Annotated in this window: 19 protein-coding genes and 1 pseudogene; 5 read left to right on the top strand and 15 right to left on the bottom strand. The window is 35.1% G+C overall.

The window, feature by feature from the left end:
* Positions 1-59: 59 nt before the first annotated feature.
* The gene (locus ACQKII_RS03165; protein WP_427456264.1) at positions 60-1,454 is read right to left on the bottom strand and encodes a Mur ligase family protein; all 1,395 of its coding nucleotides are present in this window, start codon (positions 1,452-1,454) and stop codon (positions 60-62) included.
* A gap of 151 nt (positions 1,455-1,605) precedes the next feature.
* On the opposite strand from ACQKII_RS03165, the gene ACQKII_RS03160 reads away from it, so the two are divergent.
* Positions 1,606-2,811, top strand: coding sequence for an ATP-grasp domain-containing protein (locus tag ACQKII_RS03160; protein ID WP_427456741.1), 1,206 nt, complete (start codon positions 1,606-1,608; stop codon positions 2,809-2,811).
* Positions 2,812-3,010: 199 nt separating this feature from the next.
* On the opposite strand, the gene ACQKII_RS03155 is transcribed toward ACQKII_RS03160, so the two are convergent.
* Together ACQKII_RS03155 and ACQKII_RS03150 are read right to left on the bottom strand one after the other, a co-directional pair.
* Positions 3,011-5,179 (bottom strand): YheC/YheD family protein, encoded by a 2,169-nt coding sequence (locus ACQKII_RS03155; protein WP_427456262.1) that lies wholly within the window; start codon positions 5,177-5,179, stop codon positions 3,011-3,013.
* Positions 5,180-5,292: 113 nt separating this feature from the next.
* Positions 5,293-5,724 carry a hypothetical protein gene (locus tag ACQKII_RS03150; protein WP_427456261.1) on the bottom strand — a complete coding sequence of 144 codons (432 nt, stop codon included), beginning with the start codon at positions 5,722-5,724 and terminating at the stop codon, positions 5,293-5,295.
* 239 nt (positions 5,725-5,963) lie between these two features.
* On the opposite strand from ACQKII_RS03150, the gene ACQKII_RS03145 reads away from it, so the two are divergent.
* Both ACQKII_RS03145 and ACQKII_RS03140 read left to right on the top strand, forming a co-directional pair.
* Positions 5,964-6,482 carry an RNA polymerase sigma factor gene (locus ACQKII_RS03145; RefSeq protein WP_427456259.1) on the top strand — a complete coding sequence of 173 codons (519 nt, stop codon included), beginning with the start codon at positions 5,964-5,966 and terminating at the stop codon, positions 6,480-6,482.
* A complete protein-coding gene (locus tag ACQKII_RS03140; protein WP_427456257.1) occupies positions 6,460-7,533 on the top strand; it encodes a sigma factor regulator N-terminal domain-containing protein in 1,074 nt (357 codons plus the stop codon). The genes ACQKII_RS03145 and ACQKII_RS03140 overlap by 23 nt, the downstream gene beginning before the upstream one ends.
* Positions 7,534-7,698: 165 nt before the next feature.
* Here the strand turns inward: ACQKII_RS03140 and ACQKII_RS03135 are convergent, their stop codons facing one another.
* The 5 genes from ACQKII_RS03135 to ACQKII_RS03115 form a co-directional block, all read right to left on the bottom strand.
* A complete protein-coding gene (locus ACQKII_RS03135; protein ID WP_427456256.1) occupies positions 7,699-8,043 on the bottom strand; it encodes a DMT family transporter in 345 nt (114 codons plus the stop codon).
* Between the two features lie 13 nt (positions 8,044-8,056).
* On the bottom strand, positions 8,057-8,383 hold the full coding sequence (locus ACQKII_RS03130; protein WP_427456254.1) for a DMT family transporter: 327 nt from the start codon (positions 8,381-8,383) through the stop codon (positions 8,057-8,059).
* Positions 8,380-8,919: a TetR family transcriptional regulator gene (locus ACQKII_RS03125; RefSeq protein ID WP_427456252.1), complete on the bottom strand. Its 540-nt coding sequence runs from the start codon at positions 8,917-8,919 to the stop codon at positions 8,380-8,382. Before ACQKII_RS03125 ends, ACQKII_RS03130 begins: the two co-directional genes overlap by 4 nt.
* Before the next feature lie 276 nt (positions 8,920-9,195).
* A complete protein-coding gene (locus tag ACQKII_RS03120; protein ID WP_427456250.1) occupies positions 9,196-9,408 on the bottom strand; it encodes a helix-turn-helix domain-containing protein in 213 nt (70 codons plus the stop codon).
* A gap of 12 nt (positions 9,409-9,420) precedes the next feature.
* On the bottom strand, positions 9,421-10,059 hold the full coding sequence (locus tag ACQKII_RS03115) for a DUF2975 domain-containing protein (protein WP_427456248.1): 639 nt from the start codon (positions 10,057-10,059) through the stop codon (positions 9,421-9,423).
* Positions 10,060-10,372: 313 nt separating this feature from the next.
* Between ACQKII_RS03115 and ACQKII_RS03110 the strand changes: the two genes are divergently transcribed.
* Positions 10,373-10,552, top strand: a complete 180-nt coding sequence (locus tag ACQKII_RS03110) for a hypothetical protein (RefSeq protein WP_427456246.1) — start codon at positions 10,373-10,375, stop codon at positions 10,550-10,552.
* 72 nt (positions 10,553-10,624) lie between these two features.
* Here ACQKII_RS03110 and ACQKII_RS03105 read toward each other — a convergent pair whose 3' ends face one another.
* Positions 10,625-11,422, bottom strand: coding sequence for an ABC transporter permease subunit (locus ACQKII_RS03105; protein ID WP_427456244.1), 798 nt, complete (start codon positions 11,420-11,422; stop codon positions 10,625-10,627).
* 435 nt (positions 11,423-11,857) lie between these two features.
* Positions 11,858-12,064 (bottom strand): annotated as a pseudogene (locus ACQKII_RS03100) (TrmO family methyltransferase domain-containing protein); the annotation flags it as partial.
* A 248-nt stretch (positions 12,065-12,312) separates the two neighbouring features.
* Between ACQKII_RS03100 and ACQKII_RS03095 the strand changes: the two are divergent.
* Positions 12,313-13,455 (top strand): GerAB/ArcD/ProY family transporter, encoded by a 1,143-nt coding sequence (locus ACQKII_RS03095; RefSeq protein WP_427456242.1) that lies wholly within the window; start codon positions 12,313-12,315, stop codon positions 13,453-13,455.
* Between the two features lie 205 nt (positions 13,456-13,660).
* Here the strand turns inward: ACQKII_RS03095 and ACQKII_RS03090 are convergent, their stop codons facing one another.
* The 5 genes from ACQKII_RS03090 to ACQKII_RS03070 all read right to left on the bottom strand — a co-directional run bounded on the left by ACQKII_RS03090 (position 13,661) and on the right by ACQKII_RS03070 (position 16,212).
* Complete coding sequence (locus ACQKII_RS03090) at positions 13,661-13,882, bottom strand: hypothetical protein (RefSeq protein ID WP_427456240.1); 222 nt, start codon at positions 13,880-13,882, stop codon at positions 13,661-13,663.
* A gap of 330 nt (positions 13,883-14,212) precedes the next feature.
* A complete protein-coding gene (locus ACQKII_RS03085; protein ID WP_427456238.1) occupies positions 14,213-14,692 on the bottom strand; it encodes a hypothetical protein in 480 nt (159 codons plus the stop codon).
* A 158-nt stretch (positions 14,693-14,850) separates the two neighbouring features.
* Positions 14,851-15,327, bottom strand: coding sequence for a hypothetical protein (locus ACQKII_RS03080; protein WP_427456236.1), 477 nt, complete (start codon positions 15,325-15,327; stop codon positions 14,851-14,853).
* 147 nt (positions 15,328-15,474) lie between these two features.
* Positions 15,475-15,675 carry a hypothetical protein gene (locus tag ACQKII_RS03075; RefSeq protein WP_427456235.1) on the bottom strand — a complete coding sequence of 67 codons (201 nt, stop codon included), beginning with the start codon at positions 15,673-15,675 and terminating at the stop codon, positions 15,475-15,477.
* Between the two features lie 411 nt (positions 15,676-16,086).
* Complete coding sequence (locus tag ACQKII_RS03070) at positions 16,087-16,212, bottom strand: hypothetical protein (protein ID WP_427456233.1); 126 nt, start codon at positions 16,210-16,212, stop codon at positions 16,087-16,089.
* Positions 16,213-16,306 lie beyond the last annotated feature (94 nt).

The raw sequence follows: 16,306 nt of genomic DNA, 5'->3' as shown, positions 1-16,306 counted from the left end.
CTCACTTGTGCACTGTTTTTATCACGATGTTATCGTAGATCTCTCATCACGAGCGCATGCTATTCAGCGGGCAATGATGGCTTTATCTTTAAATCTGCTGCCAATTGGAACATTTGCTTACTGTACATATCTCCTTTTACGAGCACAATGGTATTTTCGTCCACAATTTTTTGTAATAACTTATATGCGAACATACCATTCCTAAATGTATAAACGGGTGCATTAAAACCTAAATCAACGGCATGATCTGCCATAATACGTGCATGCTCCCCTATCGTAATGAGTACATCAACGCCTATGCGATGGATTAGCTCACCTGCTTGCTCGTGAATAATATATCCCCAAGATCCTAGATCCGTAATCGTCCCAATCACCGCTATCTTTTTCTTACCCTCACCAAGCGAATTTAATACCTTCAATGCGGCTTCTAAAGAAGTGGTCGTAATACTCCAAGTATCGTCCAATAATATCGAGTGATTAATGCCTTCAAATCTTTGTAGTTGCTTATTCAATTGCCGGAATGTATACAATTGGACGGCCGCTGCTGCAATTGGCACACCCAGCTCACAAACAGCTGCAATAGCTGCTAGTGCATTATATACTTGATGCTCACCAAATCCAGGGACAAATATTTCATGGTTCGACATTTTATGATGAACAGTAAATTGCATACCATTTTGACCGTAGCGAATATTACTTGCTCTAAAATCACAGGATGCATCCTTACCAATTCTAATAATGCGGCCTCGGAATCTCGACAAATCAATTTTTTGGGTGTTGATATCCTCAGCATTCAGAATTAATGAACCGGTGGGGTCAATAATATCCACCATTTCACCTTTAGCTTGTATATAGCCCTCTAAAGTTTTACAGTAATTTAAATGATGAGCACCTATATTGGTAATAATCCCGATTTTCGGCTTGAAATACTTCCCTGCATTCGTGACATCCCCCGGAGAACCAACAGCTGTTTCAAAAACGGCTGCCTCCGTATCCTCGTCAATGCTTAGTAAATACTGCAAAGAGGCTGTTCTGGAATTGCTACTTAGCGTAGTCGCCGTCACTTTTTTTCCAGCAGAAAGAATATGTTTTATCATCTCCTTTGTCGTTGTTTTTCCAGAAGTACCCGTAATAGCTATTACGGGGATATCAAATTGGCTACGGTAAAAATGTACAAACTTCCAGTAGGCCTCATCAGTATTCGCTACTTTAATAATGATTACATGTTTAGGAATCTCATTTTGACTATAGGACCAATCCGTAACAAGCACTAGAGGAGAAAGTGGTTCAAGACTTTTCCAGTTTACAATACGTTTATTTGTAAAAAGGGCTGTATTTGATTTTTTTACTTGTTTTAGTCGATATGCGCCGTAGTGGATAAGCACTTCATCCGACCCTTGCACTAATTTACCTGCAATAATCGCTGTTAAATTTTTCACCGGAAGAGGCTTCATATCTGTTCACACTCCTTTCTTTTCTAGTATATGTACGTCGACAAAAGTTGCTTGGATGTAGACATGATACCTAACTAGAAGAAAACTATTCGTGAGCATATATATAAAATGTATATTAAGAATCCAAGTACCAATCGAAGGAGTGATATAACTGAAAGCAATTGTATTTATCGGTACAAATAAATCCGGGTCAAGTCGTGAAGCCATAAGAGCAGCGGAGAAATTGGGTTACTTGACTGTACTTTTCACAAATAATGAAAAGCAATTACAGCAGAGAAAAGCCTATCCAGATATTCATAAAATGATTTTTATCGACACTTCAGATATCGAAGAAATGAAAGATAAAATTTACGATTTATCCAAAACGGGGTTAGAAATTATAACGATTGTTAGTTTTGTAGACCCTTTTGTCCATATTGCTTCTATCTTATGTGATGAATTTTGTCACAACTATACGTCATCTGAGGCCATTGAAATGATGGAAGATAAAGAGAAAACCAGGAATTTCTTAAAGGATCAGCCCTATTCTCCGGAGTTTTTTCTAGTAAAACCGCATGAACCATTTACTAAAAAAATGGTATATCCACTGATCGTGAAATCGCCAAAATCTACCGGCTCTAAAGACGTACTGTTAGCGGCAGATCAAAGCCAACTCCATAAACACCTGCGTTTTCTCCAAAGCAAAAATCCTGGTGAAACGATTATGCTAGAAGAATATATTGACGGACCACAATATTTAGTAGAGGCCTTTGTTTATAAACAGCAAGCTCATATTATCGGTATTATTGAACAAGAGATTACGCAAGGTAAACGTTTTATCATTACCGGTTATGGGGTACTGGCAGAGGTTCCGAAGAACATTCAAACTGGTATTGAGGAAGTGCTCCATTCCATCGTCAAGGCATTTAACATTGAAAATGGTGCACTGCATTTAGAGCTTCGTTTAACAAAAAAAGGTTGGAAACTTATTGAAATCAATCCTAGAATTTCAGGCGGAGCTATGAATAATATGCTTCTCGCTGCATTCGGATTTAGTTTAGTGGAAGAAACACTTAAACTATTTTTAGGGGAACAACCTAATGTCGAACCAAGGCACAGAAAATTCATCTTTACAAAGTACGTTATTGTAGAGAGTAGAGGCGTTTTAGAGAGAGTGATTGGAAAAACACGAGCAACTAACTCAAAAGGCGTAGTGGAAGTCTATGTGAAGCCTAAAAAAGGAACAATTCTAACCCCTCCATTATCTATGGGCCATCGCTATGCATATGTCATTGCAGAAGGCACCACATTAGTTGAAGCTAAAAGAAACGCTACTAGCGCTGCGAAAGAAATCAAGTTTCTCCTAAAAGCGCTATAATTACGAAAGTAGGCGAAATCCTACTACTTTCGTAAAATTTCTATAGGTGCCCTCATTGGGCAACCTTTCCAGTATTCTAAAAATACCTTTTAAACAATAACTGAACCTAGCACGAACAAAAAATTCACTGAACTTTTGCCAAAACAAATAGCCCGAATAATTGCCACGATCAAGCGGGCAGTTACTCGGGTTTTTGCATTTATGCTTTATATGTCTGATCTAAAAATTTAACCGTCTCAAACATATTCGTTTTACTTGCACCCTTTACTAAAATAGTGTCGTGCGGTTTGACGATTTTTACTAATAGTGCATGTAAAGCTTCCTTGTTCGTAAAATGATAAATATTTGATAGATTCATCCCTTTTGCCTTTGCTGCTGCCCCTATTTCTTCTGTCCGAAATCCATAGGTTATTAAAATCTCTATTTCTTGTTCACAAATGTACTCGCCCACTTTACGATATTCTTCCTCTCGTAAATCCCCTAATTCTCGCATCTGGCCAATGATCGCAACTTTTCGGTTCTTCGCTATGTTGGTGAGTACATCAATAGCAGCTCGTACGCCTTGTGGATGCGAGTGAACTGTATCATCAATAACCGTAATTTGATCGCGGCAATTGTACAATGTTAGTCTTCTTGGTGGTTTCTTGAAATTTAGACCCTCTTTGATATCCATTGGTGAAAATCCTAAATAATCGGCAACCGCAATGGCATTTAGCGCATTATATACATGATGTTCTCCTAAGATGGGGATAAACAAAGCGATTTCTTGCCCTTGAAGATTCATCTTAAAGCTCATACCATTTTCTTTATACTGAATATCATAAGCCTTATAGTTTGCATCCGTATGGATACTGACTGTTAGTATTTTACCTTTGAATTGCTGTGAAGATAAATACTTCGAATTGTCGTCATCCTTATTTAAAATAAGTAAGCCCTTTTGGTTCATGCCATGTATTAATTCTGATTTTGCCATTGCCACTTTTCGAATATCCCCATCAAAGTTCCCCACATGCGCCAGACCGATATTTGTAACTATACTAATATTCGGTTGAATGATGCTGCAATGATTCGTAATGATACCTGGATAAGCCATTCCGTATTCAAGAACAACTGCTTCATGCGACGAATTAATCTCTTCTGCATGTTTTTTTGTATGCTCCGTGGTGTTCCAATAATCTTTTGACTCAAATACATTCCATTTTGTTGATAGAATAGAGCCTAGAAATGCCTTCGATGTTGTTTTGCCGGCACTCCCAGTAATGGCGATAATCGGTAAGCCCAATTCTGCGTCTAAATTTTTGTACTTTCGTTCCATTACTTCTTTTTTAATGATATTCTGGTTTTCTGCAAGATACATGGCATATCGAATGGAATGTACGACAACATCTAATTCTAAATAAAATGCAGGAGGACATCCCGGACGCCAGTTTACTTCGTACATCCAAATCTTTTGTTGTTCATCCAATCCGACATCTATGCCAATTTCGTCAATGACCTCCCCAAATTTATCCATTTGGATATCATCTAAATGATGTGCCAATGACAATGAAAAATGCTCCAGCATGCGCCGAATATTAAAGGCTTCTTCTTTAAATTCCTGCTCCAAAAAAGGATCTAAATAGTTAGTAAAACCCCCGCTGTTAATATTGGGGATAATGGACCCATTTGGTGCAATTCGCGGATAAATGGTCGTCACCACCCACTTACCCTCTCCGTTTTTTTGCACATGTAGACGGAAATCATAGACTTGCCCCGATTTTGTCATAGATTTAATATAGGGTTGCATGATAAACGTACCTGAAGAAAGTTGCTCCTGTAATAATTCATTTAATTTAGCCTTCGAATAAATTTTATTTTCGCTATTCACCCTAACCTCAAAATCATTTCCCATTTTCGAAATGAAATAAATTCCCTTTCCCTTACGTCCATCAATCGGTTTAAACACGATCCTTTTATAATGGGCAAGATAGTTGTGTAATATTTCCACATTTTTTACTATTTCAGTCGGGATTAAATAGTTAGCAAATTCTTTTGCAGCATTTAGGCGTTCCATCACATTCCATTTATTACCTATAGAATGTGTAGTAAACGGGATTTCCTTTTTCAATTTTTCGATAATCTCTTTGGATACTGCTAGTTTTTCAGGACTTCCTGCATTATAAATTACATCTGGGAAGGGCATCATTCGCTCCTGCCACTGCCCCTCTTCATATACCTTACCCCTAATGGTACGGTCGTCAAAGTTAACACTTCTAGGCGTAAAATAAAAAAATTTGGCACCTTCCGCTCTTGCAACTGCTGCATATGCATATGACTTGAGAACCGTTTTTGGATCTAGTCGATGATGCAACATTCCAATAATCGTCATGCATGTACCTTCCTTTCATTAGATTCTCTCTTTATTAAATTCAGCCAATGCACTTGCATGTAATCAGATGCGCTAGTTTTCAAATTATTTTAGTGGTTTTAACAGAACTTTCATTACCATTTAGGCTCGATCATAATCTTCCTTTTTAATAAATCAGGATTTAATAGCTGAATGGCTGATATACTGTTTAACTCAATGGATTTTTCAGTAGATGTTTTCTCTAATCTCACAACATCAGCAATCGAATTCGTCTCATTGCCTTCATAATCATACGCGCGTAACAACGAAATGGTGCCACGACAGCGCTCTTTATCAACAGATTCTATACGAAAATACTCTGTTTCAAATTGCTTAACTGTATCTATTAATCTTAAATGAGCACCGTTGTTCGTTATTAAAAAAAGGGGAATGGTATCACTCCCAACTATCTTCACGAGTAATTGACCATAATATTTAGAATGAAAATTCGTTATTGTATCCTGGAGTGCTTTTATATCGTATAACGCTTCACATACAAAATGTTTTCTTCCTTTTTCAATGCTCAATCCTTTCCAGCCCCTCCCTAGTCCATTTCAGCAATTTGCAAACACTCGAACAACAACAGCAATATTTATTTGACCTTTCTCGTTATAATATGTAGAGCGCAGGATTATGACGACTCGTTTTCAAAGTAAGCGACAAAAAAAATGCCTTCTTTCGTACAGTCACTGATTGTTGCAACGTTGTAGCAAATTAATTGTTTACCTTTTTCTAGTTCAATCGTTATCTAGGTAGGAGGGTTGATATGAATGAGGCATTTGGCAAGCAGTTACAGGAAAAATTAAGAACAATACAGTTTACATTATTAAAAATGGGCGCTGGCAAACAGGATGCTGAAGACATTTTGCAGGAAACAGCCTATCAATTCATCAAATACATAGATGGTATTGATGCAGAGTACGCTGAAGCTTGGCTATACCGTGTAGCGATTAACAAATATTATGATGGTCTCAAAAAACAAAAGCACGCTAACAACTATGTACTGTCGTTTAACTTGCAGGATTTATTTGACGAACAAACACCAGAGCTGTATGTGCTACAAAGAGAAAGGCAAGCCACTATTCAGCAATGTTTAAGCAAGCTTCAGCCAAAGGAAACGGAGTTATTACTATTGAAATATAGTGCGGAATTATCATTAAAGGAAATAGCTGCACTCTTTAAAACAACTGATAAAACCGTTAAAACTCAGCTTGCACGCGCCAAGAAAAAATTTAGTGATGTATATGAAAGGACTGGTGGAAATGGAGAAAACAATAATTTTTAACGAAGATCAAGCTTTTCAAAATTTAGTGAAGAACGCTAAACGAAAATCACTTAAACGCATAGTTTTTATTACGATTAGTGTCATCATATGTTTTATCCTTCTTTTGTGGGGGCTCATTGCAACAGGCCAATATTTTATGTATAAAGAAATGGATGAACAAACCACTCAAAATTATTTGGTCAATACATTTACCGGGGCAAATATTCAGGGCAATGGTAGTAATTACGATCATTTCTTTTTGGCGGGTACGACAAAATCTCATATGTATAAGGATGTTAATGGTCATCAAGTAAGTTGGTTAACTAGAGAACATTTTTATACTATATTAGGTACGAAGGCAGCCATCTATACAGATAACACCTTCCAGAATTCAGAAAATACTATTTACCGCAATAATCAACGTGTTATTCAATTTTATCCATATACACAACCAAAAATCGAGGACGATTCGGCCTATTTGAAATCTTTACCATCTTACTATAGTGTTGAGGTTGCCTTATCGTTTAATAAGAAATTAACACTAGAAGAGATGGCTCCTCTATTTCCAACTGCACAGTGGGCATGGATTATTGAAAATGGTCTTCTCGAATCCATAGACGAACAGGAAAAAGCGGAAAAAGAATTGGCTGAGTCCCAAAAACAAGCTGGTATAGACGTACCTGAAATGCCATCAACCAATTATGGACTAGTAAATGGCGACAATGCATATGGTTTCGAAATTATTGATAGTCCAGCATACTCCAATAATTCATTTCAATCTGCTGAACAATTTATAGATCAGATAGATATGTATGCCTATGATGAAAAAGAAGCTCTTGCTATTTTAAAAGAAAAAATGGTGGAAAGAGGCGAGGATACATCAGGTTTAGCCTTTCATGGTCATGAAAAGCTAGACGAAGCGGAAGTATTAAAAAATACAATTGGCGATGGAGATGTAAAATCGCTAAAAGTAAGTGGTGTCGTGTTAACAGGGACAATTGAAGAGGTTTTACCCTATTTAGAAAATGATATTGTTCACTACGTCAGTGCAGGTGTTATTTTGCCTTACTAGGGAGGCGTCTCAAAATTCTATTTACTCATTCAAACTGCTACCAACTAAGCTGATACAAGTGAGTGACATTACGAATGGCTTGCAGGTAATTGCATCTTAAAAAAACGTCCAAAACTTTTCCTTTTTGGACGTTTTTCATCTTTTTCTTGCCGTACAAAAAGTATTTTATGGTGAACTTGCTGTGACTTCCTTTTGAGTGCCTTGATTCAAGAGGATGACACCACCTATAATCAATGAAATACCAATGGCAACGTACACATTAAAAATATCTCCCCAGACGACAATTCCCACTACAACTGTTAACGCCGTACCGATACCTGACCAAATCGCATAAGCCAGGCTTAAAGGCAAGGTTTTTAAACAGAGAGACAGACCATAAAACGAAATGCCATAACCCAGTATGACTGCGATTGTGGGGCCTATCATTGTAAAGCCAGCCGAGAACTTGAGCATCATTGTCGCGAATACTTCACTCACGATGGATATTGCTAAAAATACATAACCTTTCAAGATATAGCCCTCCTTAATGTCCGCCACCAGCAAGATTGAGTACGACAACGCCCGCAATAATCATAGCGATTCCTGCAAGCTTTTTTATACGGAAAACCTCTTTATAAAACAGTACACCTACAATCGCTGTTAATGCCGTACCTAATCCAGCCCAGATGGCATAGGCAGTGCCAATCGGTAATGATTGGAGTGTTAAGGATAAGAAATAAAAAGCTGTAGCGTATCCAACAACTACGCCCATTGTCGGTAGCAATCGTTTAAAGCCATTTGTCAGTTTTAGCATCGAACTGGCAAAAACTTCAGCAACAATTGAAATTAATAGGTAACCAAAAGCACTCATGAAAACTCGTCCTTTCTTGTCATTTGCAATAATTGTGCAAAGACCATTTCTGTTACCTCTTTCGAAACAGGTGCAATGTTTAATAACTTCGAATAATACAATCCGTCAATCGTTAGTCGTATTAAATGGACAATGGATGTCTCAAGATCATCGTGTAACAAATCTTCAAGTATTTGTTCATACGCTGTCGAAATAGAGGTATGCTCGTTTTGAATTATTTGAATCGCGATATTAAACCAAGCTCCCTCTGCTAGATCTTGCTGTGAAGCTAAAATAAAGCCTCTCGTCAATCTACCAACACCGTGCTCCTGCTGGGCTCTTTTTTCATAGGATTCTATAAATTCAGCCATAATGCTCTCTGCTATGGCTGCATGAAGTACATCCTTCGTTTTAAAATGATAGAGAAGCCCCCCTTTACTAACTCCAGCCTTCCCAGCAACCTTTTCCAATGTTAAAGTGCTTAAATCATTTTCTTGTAAATAGTGAATCGCTGTACGAATGATAAGTGCTCGTTTTGCACTTGCTTTTGTTGACATGCGTGAGCCTCCTCCCGAGATAACAAAATCGGTTGGTAAAAAACCGTCTGGACGGTCTTTTTTTATTTTATATTTTACTATGGAAAAAGTCAAATTCCCGAATGGAACCTTTCACGACTGAAGTCACGAGTGTTCTCGTCGAATCCATAAAACGGCGGTATGAAATTCCACTTCGCTTTCCCACAGGAGTCTCCACCAATTTTCATCTTTATCTCAAAAAAATAGTATGCCATGCGTATGCCAAGCATACTATTTTTACTTTTGGGACAGCCCTGTTCAGTCTTCTTCCTCAACATATTCTAAAATATCTCCTGGCTGACAATTTAATGCCTTACATACTGCATTTAAGGTGGAAAAACGTACAGCCTTTACCTTACCTGTCTTTAAATTAGATAAATTGACAATTGACACATCAACCTTTTCAGCTAGCTCACTTAATTGCATTTTGCGATCTGCCAGCATGCGATCTAATCGAATAATTATCGTCATTTCTTCACTTCCCTAAGCTGTTGCATCATATTCTTCCTGTAAAAAAGCGCCATATCGAAATACACGCGCTATCGTCCAAATGACTAAACCACATAGTAATAATGTCCAGTTAATGCCGCTAAAATGGAAACTTACATCTTTTACCCAATCTGTACTGACAAGTTGCGACTCTAATTTGAAAAGTTGAACCACTGTATAGGCAATGTACGTGCGAAATGCCCCTACTGTCAAGCTTATCACGACAATACTATAAGCAATCCACTCAATTTTTTTACTATTGGCTACAGAAAAAATAACCCCACTACTTAAATTACCCAATAAATTTCTTACGAGCATCACAATCCATAATAGAATTGCTATGTACAGTGTAGAAGCCACTAATAATGATACAACATTCTTTTTCACAAAGCGGATATTTTCCGCAACTTGATCTGCTAACAATATTTGCATACCTTCGAATTGTAACGTAGCAGATATACTTCCATTTGCTAGTATACTATTTACTGCTTTCTCTGGTACAAAAATAGCGATTATTAATAACCCACCCATCACAACAAGGCCCATGATCGTAAAAATCATGACCATTGTAAAAATAGTACGTAATCCCTTTGTTAAAAACCGAAATTCCTTACTTTGGATTGTTTGATCCATCTTAAACATCCCCTTCCTTACTGTTAATTATACACAACACTTTATTTTCTTCAATAATTATTTAATGTTTATCATTAAATAATTATTGATAGTTTTAAAAAATAATAAAAGTAACTATTATTATTTCGACAAGCTTTTATGAACAAATTGTTGGCAAAAACATCCAAGAATGTCATAGTATACACACTTAAACAGTTAATTGTAAATATATAACATTAAATATATTTGCATTCCATTTATGTTTAATATAACCTTGTATGTAGATATTCTTTTACAAAAGAACGTCAATACAGTTAAGAGGAGTGCATTTAATATGTCAAAAAAAATTAAGAAAAACAAAATCGAGGAAGCAGTAGCAGAAAAAAAAGCAAAGAAAAAAGCTGACAAAAAGAAACTTGAGAAAAAGTTAGCGAAGAAAAAAGCTGAGAAAAAACTAGAAAAGAAAGCTACTAACAAAAAAGATAAAAAGAAAAACAGCAAGAAAGCTGCCTAACACAAAATAAAGTAGCTGGAGAAACCGAGTGGTGTTTCTCCAGCTACCTTTGCATGGATAAATGCCGTTCCATTATATCTTTAAGTCTTTCCTTCTATAAAATACAAACGTTATCATTAAAAGTATGACAATACTAATTAGCGATAATACAATAAATTTACTATCTACACCGCCACCATTCATCATGATTTTAGCTTCGAAATATTTAAATGGTGAGAGGTATTCCATGAATGACAACTTTTCGTTCAAATCAATGACAATGGATAATATATAGGTAATCAAAAGTATGCCAGTTGATATCGATGCCGCTAACTTTGGCTTTTTACTGACAGACGCGATTGCGGAACCAATAAACAAAAATAATAACTGCAAAATCAGCATCGCTGTCATCGCTATGGCGATATGTGCATTTACTGATTCGCCCTCGCTGTATTTTCCAACCAAATAAATACTTGAAACACCTGTAACAATATTTAAACTAACAATATTCGCTACAGCGACTAATAATTTTGCAGAAATAATGCTCATTCTTGAAACAGGCTTTACGAATAAAAACTCTGCTGTTTTATCCCGCTCTTCTTTTGCAATAATAGTAGCCCCTAGCATTACAGCGTGTATTGTCGCCATTAATACTAAATAGATATACAGTACACCAAAATAACCGCTTACCTTAGAAATATCAAGCGCTCCCGTTCCCATGATTGCCTGTAGGGACTTTGGCATTGCAGACCATATCTCATTCATCGATTGACCTGAAGTGGCTAACCCCGCATATTTAGCCATACCTGAACCAACTAAAAATAGCATACCAATACTCCAGATTATTAAAGACTTCCGAAAAGCTTTCATTTCCCGCAAAAAAATGTTCAAACAAATCCCCCTATCCCACACAGCAGAATTTAAATGGTTATATATCTTTTTTCATATAGATGATATAGCTCGTACCCAAAGCAATAATGACAATGCCAATCCCTACGAGTACATAGGACATTTCATAGCTAGAATGATCGATGATATACGCTGGTTCAAAATATTTAAAGGGTGATAAATACCGTTTTACACCATCGCCGGTCGTTGAGACAAGTAACCCGATGATAATTCTTGCGTAAATTAGCTCAGTTTGAATGCTTGGCGGTAGAAAATAATGGAGACATAAGAATGTAAATCAAATTTTTGATGTAAAAGTAATCTTTCTTCTATTGTAGTGACTCTTATTTAAGACAAAAAATTAGACTACCCATCATAGAATAGTCTTTTTCCAATGCTAATAATTACAAAAGTTAAGTTACGTTAGAAATAATAAATTTAATCCCAATATTTATCCATTAAAGATATTGACCAATTTGGCTGTTTTACAACTCCTTTTGGTAAGAACTCTGTCATTACAGGTTTTATATCAATAATAGGAGTTCCGTCTATCGCATCTAAGCCTTTAACAATTAGTGTTCTTTGTTTTGTATCGATTAGTTCTACAATCGTTACCCCCAATTTATTGGGTCTATTTTTTCCTCTTCCCTCCATATTTATATCTAAAAATTTACCCTATTTTGAGGACGTTAATGTTTTTTTTCTAAAACTGATTCAACTTTTTTCTCTAAGGCTACCCTATAAGGAGTGGTCTTGTTGTATGTTAGTTTGATTATTTCTTCACCAATATGTATATCCTTTTAATTGAAACTAAATAGAAAGACAAAACTATTCTAGATATTACCAAATAATAAATTATATAAAATTTTTTGAAAGTAAAGAGGGTGACTTATGTGAAAGGAGAAATTGTTAGTGCGCAACAGTTTACAATAATTGTATTTCTCTTTTCAATAGGTACAACTATATTAATTATTCCCGGGACGATGGCGAATGCGGTTAAACAGGATGCTTGGATTGCGGCTATACTAGGGGTGGTATTAAGTTTATTACTAGTAAAGCTATTCATTTCTTTAGGAAATAGGACCCCAAATTTAACCTTTATTGAGGCCAATGAAAAAATACTAGGAAAATTTATGGGTAAATTTACATCCGTTGGTTTTATCTTTCTACCCTTACTTTCAGCAGGAGAATTATTTTTTTTCATTGGAACTTTTATGCATACTGAAGTCATGCCAGAGACACCTACAGTTGCCTTTGCTATCTTGTTTAGTATCATTATTATATTTGCTACTTATTTAGGGGTAGAGGTCTTTGCACGCTGTGCCGAAATATTATTCCCTATTTTTTTGTTCTTATTTGTTGTTTTTATAATTTGCATTTCTCCACAAATAGACATTAAAAATGTACAACCTATACTCGATACACCAACAAAATCACTGCTAGGTGGTATATTAAATTTTATGAGCACCTTTTCTTTTCCATTGGTTGTATTATTAATGATTTTCCCCTCTGCAATTAATGAACATAAGTCAGCTCAAAAGGGGTTTTATATAGGTACAATAGCAGGAGGTTTGGTATTAACTGTTATTATAGCTCTCTCTATACTTGTACTCGGTGCAACAAATACATCTCACCAATCTTATCCTAGCTATGCATTGGCACAAAATATTTCAATAGGGAATTTTCTACAACGTATTGAAATAATAATGGCTTTTATGTGGATGTTCACAATCTTTGTTAGATCGTATGTATATTTTTACGCATCAGTAAAGGGTTTAGCGCAAATATTCAATATAAAAGATCATCGACCGCTAATATTACCACTTGGAATGATTTCAATTGCATTTTCTCAAATTTTACATCCGAGTATTGTTCACTCAATTAATTACAATAAGGAAACTTGGCCACTATTTACATTAACCGTAACCATTTTATTGCCATTATTATTACTTTTTGTTGCAAAATTACGTAAAATTCAAAGTACTGAAAAAATTAGTAACACAATAAATGATATAGAAGAAAAAAATACTAACTAATTGTAACGATTATTTATTGTCTAAATTAAACTCATTAAGTATATGCTCATTAATAATCGTTATAAATGTACTCATCTGGCGTTCCTTCGCATTCATGAGTCCTTATAGCGATTTAACCATTTACTATTACGTTTATAGTTTCTTTTATGTAAAACCTATAGAACAATTGAATATTTCATTGCCTATAGGCATAATAATTTAGCGTTTATATACCATTCTGGGTTGGGAAATTTCCTGTTAATGGATTATCAGCTACCGTTTGTAAATGTTGAGTCATTCTTGAAATAGGTTCTTCAGTTTCTTGTGCATTCTGTTGATTTAATTTGTTGGTCTTATTTTTTGTGACTTGTAGAAAAGTTCCATTTTGCACTCCTTTAACTATATAAAAAACAATAGCCCCTATAACACCCCATGTTATAAATCTCACTAAAATGCCTCCTTCCTTTTACTCGAAACAGCTTTAGTATTGGGAATCCGATATAGATTATACCGAGAATAATTTTCCTACAACTAAAGGAATAAAATTAGTTGGTCTATACTTGTTGACGTCAACCAATCCTGTTATGCCAGTTATAAAGCGGTACTAACCCCTCCAAATAAATGACAACTAAGGAGTTACTTCTACTACACCCAGGATAAATTCTCATTATTCTTTATTAGAAATAGAGTTATACTAGTTCTTTTTACAGTAAGATATTTGGAAATGAAAAAGAGCAAGGTACTCAATGAGCTCCCGGTTCTTTACATGTTGTGTTTTCTATTTAATTCTGTTTAAAGCTTGTGTCAATTCATTTAGCCAATGTTTTCCGCCATAAACGACGAATGTTGTATTTTTTGCTTCTCTATCAAAAATATGAATTCTTTGTGTAATAAGAAGATTTAAACCGAGTTCAGTTCGATCTACCCTGCCTAAACTTAATTCCCAATATAAATTAGGATTTATATTAAGAGCATGGGCACAAAAAATTATTCGTTGATTTGTTAATAATAGCCGACCACCATCAGAACGAGTTGCACTGTAATACATGTTTGCAACACCTGAGCGTAAAGGGAATTCATTTTCATTCATTTCAATTTCATGGAAGAAGATTTTTTTATATGTAGGGTTGAAAACGTCTAAATCATAAGTGATTTGTTTTGCTTCTGATGTAATAATATAACTACCACAGTATTCACAAATATTTTCCTTTGGATTGAATGCTGCAGCACAGTTGGGACAATTTAAAGCTTTGACCATCGCTTCATCGCTCCTATTATGGGTTTTTATACAGTATACTTTGAATTACTAGATATACCAATAATTAGAAAGAAAAAAGCCCAGGCTCAATATTATTAATTGAGGGCCTGGGCTTTATGTATAATTAAATTATGAACACCAGTCATTTCTTTATAAACTCAAAAACTATTTACCTCCGATTTTAAACTGTTTACGAATTCATTAATTTGTTCCATTTTTACTATTAGACATAATGCAGGACCACATGCTGTTGCAACCAGATGATTCTTATCACCTGCATCTAATACAAAAATTAATTTATAAATAGACTCCCTTTCACACCTCTCATTATCAGGAACTTGAAGAAAACCATATTCAGGAAAGTAATAAGTGCCATATTCAGGAATATGATAAATACACAACCCTGGATCTTGAGGCTCTAGCATACTTAGATGTGTATTATCAAGTTGTTTTAAATCATCTAACAATTTTAGAAAATCTTCTTTTAAACAATTTATTTTTGATGAATGAACAACAGGAAAACTGTTACCAGAACGAAAATAAATTTCGAATTTCACACTCGAATCATCAACTGATTTTAAATTTAGTTCAACTTCACAACTAGGTTTACTAGTGCAATCTTTTAATATAACCATAAATAAATCTCCTTTTTCTATTTGGTTTTAAAGAATAACAAGATAAATCATAACAATCCACAGTTAATATACCATGGATTGTTGTTGTATCTAGATGAACTTTTAGCAAATTGTCTGTAGTAATTTTTTTCCGAAATACTTTTACAATTACTCGAAATCTCGTACATATTGCCAAGTGTTTTTAAACCACTTAAATTTCTTATGATTTTCTGGATAAACTGGATCAATTTCATCTGAATTTTTTTTAAGTAGGACAGCGATGCCATTTCCGCTTTGATCCCAAGAAACTCGTTCCCCACTTAATGCATCTACATATTTCTCTCCATCAGTCAAAGCTTTATCAATCATTTTTCCAGTAATTTTACGAACTACTGCTTGTTCAGCAGCATGTTTTGATAGAATCGTTTATTTGCAAATCCTGGGGCTCACTTGCCTTAGCGATACTTGGGGAAATGATACTGAAAACTAATGTAAAACAAATCAATCCTATAATATTTTTAATTATGTTATTCTTCAAAGTTAATCCTCCGTTATTCCAAAAAAATATTAAAATGTTATAACATTCCATTATTCTCGAGCAATTACTAAACTATCATTAACATATTATCCAATCAACATCCAATTCACGCCATATTTTTGCGTTACTATCACCTTTTTATATAACAAAAGTAACGTTTTTTATAAATTACACTAAATACTTGAAGTTTTTATTTACTTTTTTGTTTTACCAAAATAATATTCTTCACTAAACTGTCAATTTTAGTATCCTAATATAATCAAACGATCAGTTGTCATTGTACCATTCCGTAAATCTTTCAAGTGTAAAGCCTGAATAATACCATCCTTTACCGCCTGTGCAATAAAGTTTTCCGTTTCAGTTTTCATAGCGGGTCAACCAGGATGCCAATTAGTCGCATAAGCCAGCAACATGTATAAAATTGGCTTTGGTACTAATGCCAGTAGATTGATTCTTTCGGCA

It is taken from the genome of Lysinibacillus sp. NPDC048646 (assembly GCF_050272295.1).
GTDB lineage: Bacteria > Bacillota > Bacilli > Bacillales_A > Planococcaceae > Lysinibacillus.
Note: the sequence above shows the minus strand (reverse complement) of the source record. Positions and strands in the feature narration are given on the sequence as shown.

What these genes read in the sequence shown, in the direction of transcription:
- ACQKII_RS03080 (WP_427456236.1), bottom strand. Translation starts at nt 15,327, where the DNA reads ATGGTTATATTAAAAGATTGCACTAGTAAACCTAGTTGTGAAGTTGAA.
- ACQKII_RS03125 (WP_427456252.1), bottom strand. Translation starts at nt 8,919, where the DNA reads ATGTCAACAAAAGCAAGTGCAAAACGAGCACTTATCATTCGTACAGCG.
- ACQKII_RS03155 (WP_427456262.1), bottom strand. Translation starts at nt 5,179, where the DNA reads ATGACGATTATTGGAATGTTGCATCATCGACTAGATCCAAAAACGGTT.
- ACQKII_RS03130 (WP_427456254.1), bottom strand. Translation starts at nt 8,383, where the DNA reads ATGAGTGCTTTTGGTTACCTATTAATTTCAATTGTTGCTGAAGTTTTT.
- ACQKII_RS03120 (WP_427456250.1), bottom strand. Translation starts at nt 9,408, where the DNA reads ATGACGATAATTATTCGATTAGATCGCATGCTGGCAGATCGCAAAATG.
- ACQKII_RS03085 (WP_427456238.1), bottom strand. Translation starts at nt 14,692, where the DNA reads ATGGTCAAAGCTTTAAATTGTCCCAACTGTGCTGCAGCATTCAATCCA.
- ACQKII_RS03145 (WP_427456259.1), top strand. Translation starts at nt 5,964, where the DNA reads ATGAATGAGGCATTTGGCAAGCAGTTACAGGAAAAATTAAGAACAATA.
- ACQKII_RS03165 (WP_427456264.1), bottom strand. Translation starts at nt 1,454, where the DNA reads ATGAAGCCTCTTCCGGTGAAAAATTTAACAGCGATTATTGCAGGTAAA.
- ACQKII_RS03140 (WP_427456257.1), top strand. Translation starts at nt 6,460, where the DNA reads ATGGAGAAAACAATAATTTTTAACGAAGATCAAGCTTTTCAAAATTTA.
- ACQKII_RS03115 (WP_427456248.1), bottom strand. Translation starts at nt 10,059, where the DNA reads ATGGATCAAACAATCCAAAGTAAGGAATTTCGGTTTTTAACAAAGGGA.
- ACQKII_RS03110 (WP_427456246.1), top strand. Translation starts at nt 10,373, where the DNA reads ATGTCAAAAAAAATTAAGAAAAACAAAATCGAGGAAGCAGTAGCAGAA.
- ACQKII_RS03075 (WP_427456235.1), bottom strand. Translation starts at nt 15,675, where the DNA reads ATGATTGATAAAGCTTTGACTGATGGAGAGAAATATGTAGATGCATTA.
- ACQKII_RS03070 (WP_427456233.1), bottom strand. Translation starts at nt 16,212, where the DNA reads ATGAAAACTGAAACGGAAAACTTTATTGCACAGGCGGTAAAGGATGGT.